Annotated in this window: 13 protein-coding genes; 7 read left to right on the top strand and 6 right to left on the bottom strand. The window is 58.0% G+C overall.

Features of this window, described 5'->3' with window-relative positions; all coding sequences use genetic code 11:
- The first annotated feature begins 18 nt into the window (after positions 1–18).
- The 6 genes from KZZ06_RS06025 (at position 19) to KZZ06_RS06000 (ending at position 5445) form a co-directional block, all read left to right on the top strand.
- Positions 19–1008 (top strand): TRAP transporter substrate-binding protein, encoded by a 990-nt coding sequence (locus KZZ06_RS06025; protein WP_219579132.1) that lies wholly within the window; start codon positions 19–21, stop codon positions 1006–1008.
- Positions 1009–1071: 63 nt separating this feature from the next.
- Entirely contained in the window at positions 1072–1596 is a 525-nt protein-coding gene (locus KZZ06_RS06020; protein ID WP_219579131.1) for a TRAP transporter small permease, read from the top strand.
- Positions 1597–1600: 4 nt separating this feature from the next.
- Positions 1601–2911 (top strand): TRAP transporter large permease, encoded by a 1311-nt coding sequence (locus KZZ06_RS06015; RefSeq protein ID WP_219579130.1) that lies wholly within the window; start codon positions 1601–1603, stop codon positions 2909–2911.
- Positions 2908–3645, top strand: a complete 738-nt coding sequence (locus tag KZZ06_RS06010; protein ID WP_219579129.1) for an allophanate hydrolase subunit 1 — start codon at positions 2908–2910, stop codon at positions 3643–3645. Before KZZ06_RS06015 ends, KZZ06_RS06010 begins: the two co-directional genes overlap by 4 nt.
- Positions 3642–4670: a biotin-dependent carboxyltransferase family protein gene (locus tag KZZ06_RS06005; protein ID WP_219579128.1), complete on the top strand. Its 1029-nt coding sequence runs from the start codon at positions 3642–3644 to the stop codon at positions 4668–4670. The genes KZZ06_RS06010 and KZZ06_RS06005 overlap by 4 nt, the downstream gene beginning before the upstream one ends.
- Position 4671: 1 nt before the next feature.
- Positions 4672–5445, top strand: a complete 774-nt coding sequence (locus KZZ06_RS06000) for a LamB/YcsF family protein (RefSeq protein WP_219579127.1) — start codon at positions 4672–4674, stop codon at positions 5443–5445.
- A 23-nt stretch (positions 5446–5468) separates the two neighbouring features.
- Here KZZ06_RS06000 and KZZ06_RS05995 read toward each other — a convergent pair whose 3' ends face one another.
- Positions 5469–6191 (bottom strand): FkbM family methyltransferase, encoded by a 723-nt coding sequence (locus KZZ06_RS05995; protein ID WP_219579126.1) that lies wholly within the window; start codon positions 6189–6191, stop codon positions 5469–5471.
- 178 nt (positions 6192–6369) lie between these two features.
- Here KZZ06_RS05995 and KZZ06_RS05990 point away from each other — a divergent pair, with 178 nt between their 5' ends.
- Positions 6370–7566, top strand: a complete 1197-nt coding sequence (locus KZZ06_RS05990; RefSeq protein WP_219579125.1) for a DUF563 domain-containing protein — start codon at positions 6370–6372, stop codon at positions 7564–7566.
- A gap of 9 nt (positions 7567–7575) precedes the next feature.
- Here KZZ06_RS05990 and KZZ06_RS05985 read toward each other — a convergent pair whose 3' ends face one another.
- The 5 genes from KZZ06_RS05985 to KZZ06_RS05965 all read right to left on the bottom strand — a co-directional run bounded on the left by KZZ06_RS05985 (position 7576) and on the right by KZZ06_RS05965 (position 12788).
- Entirely contained in the window at positions 7576–8667 is a 1092-nt protein-coding gene (locus KZZ06_RS05985; protein ID WP_219579124.1) for a cupin domain-containing protein, read from the bottom strand.
- Between the two features lie 36 nt (positions 8668–8703).
- A complete protein-coding gene (locus KZZ06_RS05980; RefSeq protein WP_219579123.1) occupies positions 8704–9714 on the bottom strand; it encodes a DMT family transporter in 1011 nt (336 codons plus the stop codon).
- Positions 9715–9779: 65 nt separating this feature from the next.
- Positions 9780–10886, bottom strand: coding sequence for a 3-isopropylmalate dehydrogenase (gene leuB, locus KZZ06_RS05975; RefSeq protein WP_219579122.1), 1107 nt, complete (start codon positions 10884–10886; stop codon positions 9780–9782).
- Positions 10887–10950: 64 nt separating this feature from the next.
- A complete protein-coding gene (locus KZZ06_RS05970; RefSeq protein WP_219579298.1) occupies positions 10951–11832 on the bottom strand; it encodes an endonuclease/exonuclease/phosphatase family protein in 882 nt (293 codons plus the stop codon).
- Positions 11833–11927: 95 nt separating this feature from the next.
- A complete protein-coding gene (locus tag KZZ06_RS05965) occupies positions 11928–12788 on the bottom strand; it encodes a hypothetical protein (protein WP_219579121.1) in 861 nt (286 codons plus the stop codon).
- Positions 12789–13060 lie beyond the last annotated feature (272 nt).

The following is a 13060-nucleotide window of genomic DNA, read 5'->3' as shown; positions in this document are numbered from 1 at the left end:
ACCAACAAGGAGAGTGACATGAAACTGACCAATAAACTGATGACCGGCGTGGCGACTGCTGCGATCGCGATGACTAGCGCGCTGCCCGCACTGGCCGCCGAAAAGTGGGACATGCCGATGGCTTATTCCGCGTCCAACTTCCATTCTGAAAACGGTATGGCATTCGCGAAATGCGTGACCGATGGCACTGCCGGAGAGATCGAGATTACCGTTCACCCCGGCGGGTCGCTGATTGCCGGCGCAGACATCAAACGCGCCATCCAGACGGGCCAAGTACAACTGGGCGAGCGCCTGCTGTCCGGTCACCAGAACGAAAACGCGCTGTTTGGCTTTGACTCAATCCCATTCCTTGCGCCGTCCTTCGACGATTCCGCTGCGCTGTGGAAGGCCGCGAAACCCAAGATCGAAGAACTGCTGGCCGAGCAAAACCTGACGCTGCTTTATAACGTGCCATGGCCGCCCCAAGGTCTGTATTTCAAGAAAGACGTGAACAGCGTCGAAGACATGAAAGGCGTCAAGTTCCGGTCATATAACAACGCGACCAGCCGTCTTGCCGAATTGACAGGCATGTTGCCCGTCACGATCGAAGCCGCCGAACTGAGCCAAGCCTTTGCCACAGGCGTTGCTGAATCGATGATTTCGTCGGGTGCGACAGGCTATGACCAAAAGGTCTGGGAAAGCCTGACCAACTTCTACGAAGTCGACGCTTGGTTGCCGCGCAACTATGTCATGGTGAACAACGACGTCTGGTCGGACGTGTCTGATGCCAACAAGGGCGTCATCACCACCTGCGCAACCGAGGCTGAAGCCCGCGGTTTGCAGGCCTCCAAGGACTATACCCAGTTCACCTATGACGGTCTGCGCACTGGCGGGATGAAGGTTGAACCCGCAAGCGAAGAACTAATGACCGGCCTGCGTGCCGTGGGTGACACCATGACGTTGGAATGGCTGGAATCTGCTGGTGACAACGGCAAGGCCATCGTCGATGGTTACAAATCGATGCAATAAGCATCCCTTTGGCGGCCCCTTCAAACGGGCCGCCGTTTCTTTCCGCCGAACGGAGATTCCCCTATGAAAGCCCTGCGCAAATCGCTTGATGCACTTTACCTGATTTCGGGGGCTTTGGCTGCGATGTGTCTGGTCGCGATCCTGTTGCTGATCGTCGTCCAAATGGTCGCTCGCTGGACGGGTGAAGTTTTCCCCGGTGCCGCAAGCTATGCCGGATACGCCATGGCAGGGGCCAGTTTTCTTGCCTTTGCCAATGCGTTGAACCGCGGGTCGCATATCCGTGTGTCTATCCTGCTGAACGCGCTGCCCGATGGGCCAAAGCGGCTGCTGGACATCTGGTGTTTCGGGCTGGCTGCGGCGATTGCGTGGTATTTCACCTATTACGCCTATTGGTTCGTCTATTGGTCGTGGAAATTCAACGAGATCAGCCAAGCCCAAGACGCCACGGCCCTTTGGATACCGCAATCGGTGATGGTGGTTGGCGGCGCGATCCTTGCCATCGCTCTGACCGACAACCTGATAAATCTGATCGTTAAGGGCGAACACCGCCTGACCCGCGATCTTGTCGATCAAAGCTTTGGGGAGTGATGCGATGACAGAGCTTTACGCAATCGTTCTCTTTCTCGTCGTCCTGTTCTTTTTGCTGGGCACGGGCGTCTGGGTGGGCCTTGCGCTGATGGGCGTTGCCTGGGTCGGGATGGAGCTGTTCACAACGCGCCCCGTCGGTGACGCAATGGTCACGACGATCTGGGCCAGCTCCAGCTCATGGACATTGACCGCCCTGCCGCTGTTCATCTGGATGGGCGAAATTCTGTTCAGAACCCGCCTGTCCGAGGATATGTTCAAAGGCCTGTCACCTTGGCTGGCCAAACTGCCCGGCGGGCTGGTCCATACCAATATCGTTGGCTGCACTGTGTTCGCCGCCGTGTCCGGATCATCGGCCGCGACGCTGACCACCGTGGGCAAAATGTCGATCCCCGAACTGCGCGCCCGCAATTACCCCGAAAAGATGATCATTGGCACGCTGGCCGGTGCCGCAACCCTTGGCCTGATGATCCCGCCGTCGCTGGCGTTGATCGTCTATGGCGTGACCGTCAACGAAAGCATCACCAAACTGTTCTTTGCAGGGGTCTTGCCCGGCTTGTTTCTGGCGGTGATGTTCATGGCCTATGTGGCGTTTGTTTCTCTAACCTCCAAAGACTGGAACCCCACGATTGAGCGCGACATGAGCTTTACCGACAAGCTGCGCAATTCGCGGTTCTTGTTGCCGGTGTTTGCGCTGATTTCGGTCGTGATCGGGTCGATGTATCTGGGGTTTGCCACTGCAACCGAGGCCGCCGCGATTGGCGTGATCGGCGCGTTGATGCTGGCGCTTTTGCAGGGGTCGCTTAACTGGAGCAGCTTTCAGGAAAGCCTGATGGGCGCGATGCGCACTTCGGCGATGATTGCGCTGATCCTGGCTGGTGCCGCGTTTCTGAAACTGTCGATGGGGTTCACTGGTTTGCCCCGTGCCTTGGCCGATGGCATCGCGGGGATGGAGCTGAGCAAATTCCAACTGCTGATGGCGTTACTGGTGTTCTACATCGTATTGGGCATGTTCCTAGATGGCATTTCATCCGTGGTGCTGACGATGGCCGTGGTCGAACCGATGGTGCGCGACGCAGGGATCGACCTGATCTGGTTCGGCATCTTTGTTGTGGTTGTCGTCGAGATGGCCCAAATCACCCCGCCCATCGGGTTCAACTTGTTCGTGTTGCAGGGTATGACCGACCACGAAATGGGCTATATCACCAAGGCCGCGCTGCCGATGTTTGCGATCATGGTGGTCATGGTGTTCGTGTTGATCTTCTTTCCTGACATCGCCACATGGTTGCCAGACAACATCAGACAAGGGCCATCATGACACCGTTTCCCAAGATCCAGACTGTCGGCCTCAACGGTATTCTGATCAGCTTTGCCGACACCATGTCAGAGCCTGCAAATCGCGCCGCTTTGTCGTTTCGCGCCGCCATCGACGTTGCTGATTGGCCTGAAGTATCCGAGACAAGCACATCGCTTGTGTCGACCTTTTTACAGGTCGATTTGGTGACCCAGCCATTGGATGCGATGCTGACGCGGCTGCATGATCTGCTGGACACCCAAGACTGGTACACCGCCTCTTTGCCAGCGGGCCGCACGCTGTGGCACATCCCGACCGTCTATGGCACCGATCTGGCCCCCCAGCTCGAGGAAGCCGCCGAACTGGCGGGCCTTGATCCTGATGCCGCGATTTCGCAGCTGTCGCAGGCGCGGGTGCGGGTGCTGACCATCGGTTTTGCCCCCGGACAGCCCTATATGGGCGAGCTGCCGAAAAACTGGGATATCCCGCGCCAGCAGGCACTGACAAAATCGGTGCCCGCGGGCGCGTTGATCGTCGCGATCCGGCAGTTGATCATCTTTACCAACGCGTCCCCCACCGGATGGCGACATATCGGGCAGACGGCGTTCAAGACGTTCCGCCCGCGCAGCGACAGCCCGTTTTCGCTCTCTCCGGGGGACGAACTGTGCTTTCCCTCTGTGTCGCGCAGCGCATTTGATAATATCCTGTCCACCGACACATCCGGCGCTGGCGGCGCAGAGACTGAGGTGCTGCCATGACCACAACCCTCACCATCCTACAGGCTGGTCCCGCCCTGACGATCCAAGACCGTGGCCGCGCGGGCTGGTTGGCCCAAGGGCTGACCAAAGGCGGGGCCGCCGATCTGGTTGCGCTATACGAAGGGGCGGCATTGCTGGGCCAGTCCGCCGATTTAGCAGCGATCGAAATGACAGGTACCGGTGGCACCTTTACTGCTAGCGAAGACATTCGCATTGCTCTGACAGGGGCGAGCATGGCGGCCAATATCGACGGTGAAGCTATCGTCTGGAACGCCAGTCACCTGCTGCCCGCAGGGGCCAAGCTGACCATTGGCGGGGCTGTATCCGGCACCTATGGCTATCTGCATATCGGCGGCGGCATCGCGACAGAACCGGTTTTGGGTGCTCGCGCCAGCCATCTAAGCGCCGGTCTGGGTGCTGCGCTGAAATCCGGTGAACGCTTGCCGATTGGCCCCGACAAGGGCCGTGGGACGGGCATGCAACTGCCGCGCGACACGCGCTTTGACGGCGGCACGGTTCGTGTGGTCGCCAGCATGCAAACCGACCGTTTTACACCTGAGGAACGCGAACGGTTTACCAACACGCAATTCGCCCGCGATCCGCGCGCCAACCGCATGGGCGTGCGCATGGATCACAACGGCGCTGGGTTCCATGCCGAGGGTGGGTTGACCATCCTGTCCGAAGTCATCGTACCGGGCGATATCCAGATCACCGGCGATGGTGCGCCTTTTGTGCTGATGGGTGAATCGCAAACCACGGGCGGCTATCCCCGCATTGGCACAGTGATCCCGCGTGATTTGCCGCGCGTGGCACAGGCCCCCGCTGGCACAAAAATCACCTTTGAATTTGTCACGCTTGATCAAGCCATCACGATTGAGACCCAACACCGCCGCGATATCAAGGCGCTGTCGGGCCAGATAACCGCCTTGGTCCGTGATCCCGCAACCATCAAAAACCTGCTTTCCTATCAGTTGGTGGGGGGCGTGACCTCGGCCACCGACAACCCGTTTGAAAAGGACATCTGACATGATCACCGTCGACCTGAACGCCGATATGGGCGAAAGCTTTGGCCCGTGGAAAATGGGCGATGACGCTGCTTTGTTGAAAATCATCAGCTCGGCCAATATTGCCTGTGGCGGGCATGCGGGTGACGCCGATGTGATGGCAGCCACGATGAAGATGGCGCATGAAAACGGCGTTGGTATTGGCGCACATCCGGGGTTCATGGACATCGCAGGCTTTGGCCGCAACCGCATGTCAGTGCCGCGCGGCACATTGCAGAATCAGGTCCGTTATCAGGTCGCGGCAAGCGTCGGCATGGCGCGCAGCATCGGGGCGCAGGTGCGTCATCTGAAATTGCATGGCGCGCTGGCGAACATGGCGTCCGAGGATGAAACCCTAGCGCGTGATCTCTACGAGGCAGCGCTTAGCGTGGCACCCGATCTGATTATCATGGTGTTATCTGCAACCGCGCAACAAGACGCTGCGCAGTCACTGGGCTGTAAATGGGCCGGAGAGATATTTGCCGACCGCGCCTATAACGACAACGCGACGCTGGTGGACCGGTCAAAGCCAGGTGCCGTGATCCATGACGCAGCGCTTGCCGGGCAGCGGATGGTCAAGATGGTGCAGGCCGGTGCGATCATCACCGAAAGCGGCAAACACATCCCCGCCGCCATCGACACGATCTGCCTGCACGGTGACACACCAGAGGCGGTCGATATCGCGCGGTCGGTCAAAGCCGCATTGCAAGATGCAGGCATCGCATTGAAGTGTTTCGAGGGGCGCACAGAGGCATAACGCCCCCGCCGCCGGATCGGTGCCTATTCCGCGTCGATCCGGTTTTGCTTTTTATAGGTGAACACACTGCGCTTTGAATGGGCTTCGTCCAGAATGAACCCTTGGTCCGCAAAGGCGCGTTTGCATTCCTGCATGCCGGGGCGGTGATACACCTTGCGGTGCAGTTCGATGATCACAAGGTCCACGTCCGACAGATCGGCAGCGCGCAGGAAATCCAGTTCTGCCCCCTCGATGTCCATCATCAAAACATTATGGGGGAAGTCTTTGCGCAATGTCTCGTATTGGACGGTTCCGACCTGAACCATCTGGGTTTCGGGTTCGTTATTCTCGGCAAATATCCGTGACCCAAGGAAATTGCTCCGGACATAGAAATCGATCGCTTCTGGGGCGTCCTTGCCAGCGACCACTGCGTTATTTCGTACGGTATTACGGTCGCTTAATCCGTTGTGGGCGTAAAGCGCGTTGATCGCGGGCAGCAGGTTCGGGTTCGCCTCGAATGACAGAATCTGAACGTCCGGGATGTTCTTGGTCAGGATTGCACCGACCGTGCCTGACCCTGCACCCATTTCAATCACCCGGTCGCCCGGCTGGATACAGGCCAGACCCGCGTCAATTTCGGGTTTTTCAAATGACCCGTCGATCATGGTTTCAATAATGCGCCGCTTAAGATGCCTGCCGCCAAGAACCTCGACGTTATGAAGGGTTGCGCGCACGTCGGCCGCTGGTTCTGATGTGGTGCCTGCCATGATCGTACCCCTGCCGTATTTTTGTATTTTGCACTGTCTTACCTATAGCATGCGGCAAGGCGGGACACTTTCGCAAGTGCCGTCTGGGTAGTATTCAATTGACGCGCGGCTCTGTTTGAATTGCATATCTGCTGTTAAGATCACCAAGCGAAGCGGCCCAAAAGGGGAGGATGGCAAAATGAATATATCTCCCTCAGCGCCGCCGGCGTCTTTTGCAATCGACCCTCGGGTGCCGTTGGTGGAGGGTATCAAAACCGTAAACGACGCCGTCCTTGCGCATCGCCCCAGAACCCAAGGGTGGCGGATCAAAGCCAGCGTTTACGACGCGCAGCAATGCGAAGTGCCTCAGGCGATTTGCTGGCATTCCCAAGGGCAACCGGCCACGGTAGAGGCAGGACACCCAAGGCCGGGCCGCATCACGCATTTGCCGGGTACATGGCTGTTTGGCGGCGTGTATAATCCGCAATTTGGCCACTTCTTCAGCGAGACATTGGCCCGTGTCTGGGCCTTGGATCACATAAACGAAAAGATCGAAGGCGTTTTGTTCTTTCCGGTCTACAACACCTACCAAGACACGGCAAAGGCCAGCTTTGACGATCTGTTTTCCATTCTGGATATGCCTTTCAACTGGAAGATCGTCGATCAATTCTATCAGGTGGACAGGTTGATTATTCCGCCCCAAGGCAGCGGCATCAAAACCGATATGATGTCATCGCCCGAATACCGCGCCTATCTTCGCGGGCAAATCCGGGATGATCTTGCGCCGACGGGGCACGAGAAAATCTATATCTCGCGGTCCGAGTTCACCGAGAAACGGCGCAGTATTTTGGGGGAGGGCGCGCTTGAGGACTTGTTGCGCGCTGAGGGCTATCTGATCTTTCATCCGCAGAACCACAGCCTTGCCGATCAGGTGCGGCATTACAAATCGGCGCGCCATATCATCGGGCCGGACGGGTCGCCCTTTCATCTGGTGAACTACGTTTGCGGACCTGACACCAACGTGGCGATTATTAAACGGCGCAAATCGCGTGAGTATCAATATATGTTGGATCAAACCCGCTGGTTTGAGGCAGGCACCGGGATCGGGTTAGATCACTGCCTGTCTTACTGGGCACCCGCTGGCGTGCGCCGTGCTGCCCTGATGATGTCAGCCGAGGTTGATTTCGCCGCGATGGGTCAGACGCTGTTGAAATACGGAATGATCGACGACGCCGGGCCATGGCATCGGCTGGGTAAAACCGCGCTTGAGGCTGACCTGAAGCGTTTTGGGGCATCCATGGGCTGTGACATGCATCAGGTGCGCGGGGACGGGCAGTCACTGGCGGATGTGCCGCTTCTGGCGAATGGCGAAAGCCCACAGGTGTTCTGGCGCTAGGCTGTTCGCCTAGTCCAGAACAGTGGTGGCAAAGTCACCGCGCAAAGCGGCCTCCAACAGCTCAAGATCAGGGGAGCAGTTGGTGTATTGCGCAACCATCCCCGGCGGGATGACAAAGGCGTCGCCGGGCTGCAAATCACGTGGGTCTTGGCCTTCGGCGGTCAGGCTCATCGACCCTTCCATGACAAAGGTAAAATGGATGTCCGCGTCATGTTTGCTGGGCGGCGGGGTTTTTCCGTCTGTGCGCACCACTTGGATACCGGCAACGCCTTTGGTGCCGTCGCTGATCCCTGTATCACGTGCGGTAAAGCCGGGGATGCGGAACGGTTGCCAGACAGCACCGTCTTTCAGGTGATGCACAAAACGCTGGCCGTCCCATTCGCGCATCGGGTCGCCCTTGCCATTGGGCAGGGTCATCTCGTGGTCGATGGTGGTGACATGTTCGGCTGGCACGCCGATCTCGATGACCTCGATATTGGCTGACGCTTCGACGACGCGGTGGCGGATACCGGGGGGCTGAGTAACGCAATCGCCCGCATGCAGGCGGATCAGATCGCCTTGATCCTCGTACAAGACATCGACCCAACCGCGATAGCAAAAGATCAACTGAAACCCGACCGTGTGGTAATGCACCATATCCGGCACGGGGCCGCCATCGGGGATACGGATGTGGCTGGCAATGATCGACCCGCCAAGCCGCGAGGGGATCAGATCGCGGTAGTGCATTCCAGCACGGCCAATGACCCAAGGGGCCTCGTCGCGCAGGCGGCGCACGGCAAATTCATGCTGGGTTTGCGGCCGGTCAACCGTTGGCGACAGCGGTGCGATTTCGATCTGGGTGCCGTTGGGGGCCACCAACGCGCGCGCGCCATCGGCAAAGCCATCTGGATCATCGGTCAGGATGCGGATTTTTCCGGGCGGTACGTTTGCGCCTTTTTCGATCCGGATGCGTAGACCGTGACCGGAGAAGCTGGCAACCGACGGGTCATCGGCGGGGAAAATACTGTCGAGCCGCAGGCCAAGTGTTTTGGTATAAAACGGCAGATCACTGCGCAGCTCTTGGGTGGGTAGCAATACTTCGGCTTGGATAGGTGTGGTCATGTGGGTCTTCCGGCTGGGATCAGCGCGACACTGGCACTAATCGCTGGCATCCTCAACGGTTTGCTGAATTTCGGGATTGGCAAGGCTGATGCGGGGCAGACCGCCCATTTCGGGGCGGCGGCTTAGGGCGCGCAGCACGGGTTTGTTCAACGATGCGGTGCCACTGGTTTCGCGCACAACGATGTAAATACCGCTGGTGATAATCACCCCGGCCCCGACAAAGGTCATCAGGTCGGTTGTCTCATTGAAGAACAGCCAGCCAAACAGCGCGGCCCAGATGATCTGGCTGTACTGCATCGGGGCGACCAGCGCCGCATCGGCAAGGGTATAGGCGCGGATCATCAGGGTCATCGCGAGGACCGCCAGTACGGACACCGCCAGAACCAATCCGAGGTCAGCCAAAGGCATTGGCACATAGACAAGGGGCAGCAGGCACAGCATCACCACGAAATTCGCCAGCAGCGGGTAAAGCAGCAGCACCTCGCGGCGTTCCCCGCCGCCGATCTTGCGCATGACGACGGCTGTTAGGGCGGTGCAGAAGGCGGATACAAACCCGGCAAGGTGACCAAGCTCCAAATCGGCGGTACCGGGGCGCAAGACGATCAACACGCCAAGCATCCCAACGACGACAGCGATCCAACGATGCGCGCGCACGACCTCGCCCAGAATCGGGACAGAGAGGATCGTGATCAGGATCGGGGCGGCAAAAAGGATGGCATAGGTTTCGGCCAAAGGCAGGACAGAAAACGCATAAAAGGCGCTAAACCCGCCGACGACGACAGCGATGGTACGCACCAAGATCAAGAAAGGCGACCGAGGCCGCAAGTTCGCAGCCGTTTTGTCGCTGATCAGCATCAGGGTGACGACAGGAAAGCTGAGCAGGACCACAAAGAAAACGATCTGCACCGGAGAGTATTTTTCGCCCAGTTGTTTGATCGCGGCGTCATGGGTGGCGTAAACGGCGAATGCAGCTAGACCCAGCACCATCCCGCGTAGGGTCGTATTTCGGGTCGCAGGCGGTTCGGAAATATCTTTTGTATGGTCCATACCGTCAGCCCCCGTTTCGTGTGTGCAGCCCCCCGATCTGGTCTCAAATCGGGGGGCGCTCAAGCTTAGAGGCTGGCGTCGAGCGCCTCGAGGATGGCATCACCCATCTGTGTGGTCGAAATTGGTGTGCCGCCTTCGGGGCCCATCAGATCGGCAGTACGTGCGCCATCGGCCAGAACCTTTTCAATCGCGGTCTCAAGGCGCGTGGCCTCGTCGCCTTGGTCAAAGGAATAGCGCAGCGCCATTGCAAAGCTCAGGATGCAGGCGATCGGGTTTGCCTTGCCTTGGCCCGCGATATCAGGTGCAGAGCCGTGTACGGGTTCGTACATCGCCTTGGGGCGGCCATTTGCATTAGGTGCACCCAAAGACGCGGATGGCAGCATGCCAAGCGATCCGGTCAGCATCGCGGCACAGTCAGACAGGATATCGCCGAACAGGTTGTCGGTGACGATGACGTCAAACTGCTTGGGCGCGCGCACCAGCTGCATCGCGCCGTTATCGGCGTACATGTGCGACAGCTCGACATCGGGGTAATCCTCGTCGTGGACCTTTTGGACAACTTCGCGCCACAGGATGCCGGATTCCATCACGTTGGCTTTCTCCATCGAACAAACCTTGTTGCCACGGCGGCGGGCCAGTTCGAACGCCGAGCGCGCAACGCGGTCAATCTCGGATTCCGTATAGCGCTGGGTGTTGATGCCAACGCGTTCGTTGCCTTCCTCGAATATCCCCCGCGGTTCGCCGAAATAGACGCCGGACGTCAGTTCGCGCACGATCATGATATCCAAACCGGCAACCAGTTCTTTCTTGAGCGACGAGAAATCCGCCAAGGCGTCAAAGCATTGCGCCGGGCGCAGGTTGGAAAACAGGTCCATTTCCTTGCGCAAACGCAGCAGACCACGTTCAGGTTTGACGCTGAAATCAAGGTTGTCGTATTTCGGGCCGCCAACGGCACCCAGCAGAACGGCATCGGCTTCCAGCGCTTTGGCCATCGTGTCATCATGCAGGGGGGTGCCGTGCTTGTCATAGGCGGCACCGCCGACCAGATCATGTTCGACATCAAACGCCAGATCACGTTTTTCGCCGTACCAGTCAATGATGCGGACAACTTGGTCCATGACCTCGGGTCCGATGCCGTCACCGGCGAGGATAAGCAATGTTGGGTTGGCCATGGGGGAACTCCTGAAAATATGTTGCAAGCGGCGTAGCGCGAGCAGCTTGGGGCGTCAAGAACGGCTAGCGTTCCAGATCGACCCAGATCAGACTGTGGCGGCTGGCTGTGGGGTTGCGGGCGATGCCGGATGCGATGACGCGCCAGTCGTTGGATGGCAGCAGATAATCGACGCGCATGTCGCCCAGCCCATTAAATATGGCGGTTGGTTGGCCAATTAGCGGGTCTTGAAGCTGGGGGTGGTCCAGCAATCGGTGGATCGCCGGCTTCAGCCCTTCGCCCTTGTCCGGATCGTTGTTCATATCGCCAAGCAGCACGAATTTTTCTGACGGTGGGGCGGCGAAAACCCCGCCAAGGAAGTGATCCCAAAACAGGATCTCGTCTTGGTTGCGTAGGCCATTGCGGTCTTCGGGGCCGTCAAAAACGGGCGGCGTCGCGTGGGATGTCATCAGCGTCACAGTGCCAAGTGTGGGCGTTTCAATGGGGACCACCCAATGCCCGTGCGACGACAAACGTTGTTCTTGCTGTGCCGCGAAAGATGGAAACGGGTCGCCGTCTTTTGTGGGCAAAATGGCCCCGGGCAAATCGCGCCACAGCAGGTCAGAATAGTCGTGCACTTGGGATGTCAAAACGGGGTATCGCGACAAGATCGCCATCGCACCATCACCGAAGAAACGGCCGTAGCCCTGCGCATCGCGTGGCCCGCCGGTTTTGCCGTCGCCATCCATGTCTAACGTGGTTTGCAAGCCTGCATTGGGCGGCAGCGCGAATTGAATGGGATAGTTTACCCCACCCTGCGCCAAAAGGTCTGCAAAGGCAGACAGGGCCGCACCGCCCATGTCGTAGTCGAACCCTTGGATCACCAAAATATCGGGGGATGCTTGCGCAATGGTCTGCACCACAGCGTCAATCTGGGGGTCAGCACCTTTCAGGATGTCGCGCAGCAAAAGGCCGGGGCCATCACGTGAAAGTTCGGTGTTATAGGTGGCGATGCGGATCGGATCAGCCCAGAGCGTTGCCGGTAGAACCAGCAGGCAGGCAGCTAGGCTGGCTGCATGGTTTTTTTGTCGGCGTCGTTTTCCGAGTTCTTTTCGGCCGCATAAGCGCGGCGGCGTTTTTCCCCGATCATGTCGGCAATCTTGCCCACGGCAATGCCGCGCATAATCATACTGGCAGGAAGAAATGCCCATGCGGCGACGGTCCAAATCTGGGTTTGCGGATTTTGCAATGTGATCGGGTCTATCAGATCAGAGGCCGCCTTGACCACTGCGGGGATCAGGAAGGGCAGCAAAAAGCCCAGCACGATGTTGATCCGGGCATCGCGGCGCAGCCGATGAATGACATCACCACCTGCCGTTGGGTCAAACAAAGGCATGTTGACCCAGACGTTAAATGCGCCTTTTCGGGCGGGCCAATTCAGGAGGCGAACCAAAACAAGGAAGGCGACCATCGACACAAGCGAGATAAGATAGGCCATACCCGCCGACACCCGAACAGATTCAATCCGCGCGAAATCCGAGTTTTCGGGCAGCATGAGAACAATCATCCGGACAGGCGAAAACGGGAAATCCATCGCGTTGCCAACGATTGTGCCGATGGATGTCAACGCGTTCGAAATCGCGGAGGGATCGGTTTTGTGCTTCAAAATCAATGTCAGAACGATCACGATCGCAAATAGCGATGCAAACCGCAGCCGATTGAAGGGCGGGGCATCGCGGAATTCAACAATGCTGGGATATTTTGAATTATACTCAACGAAGGTCAGGAAATAGGCCAGCAACGCGACCAGCATGGTGATTTGATTGGCGTCATTAACGGTATCAGGCAGCATCAAAGCTGGCGTGGTGACTAACAATGCCACAAGGATGCCACGCGCTCCCGCGCCTGCTATGCGTGCAATCACTTAACTACCCTTCCAAGACTGGCCAGCCACGATTCAATGCCGCGTGCTTGTTCCAACTTGTTGCCTTCGGACGACGAAGGCCTGCCTCATTATTGCCCAATTCATGCCTTCTTCTGCCAAAGTTCTCAAGTCTGTTCTTAAATAAGACTTAATGTATCGGGCATTTTGAAGGAGCAGGTGGTGCGATAATGCACCATTGCTGGGTCAAAATTAAGGCAGATACCATATGTAGTGGGCCGAAATATGCGGCCCACTACAGGGGTGAAATTTAG

The organism is Sulfitobacter sp. CW3 (assembly GCF_019392245.1).
In the GTDB taxonomy this organism is placed as follows: domain Bacteria; phylum Pseudomonadota; class Alphaproteobacteria; order Rhodobacterales; family Rhodobacteraceae; genus Sulfitobacter.
The sequence above is the reverse complement of the archived record's forward strand: the minus strand, read 5'-3'. Positions and strand labels throughout refer to the sequence as shown.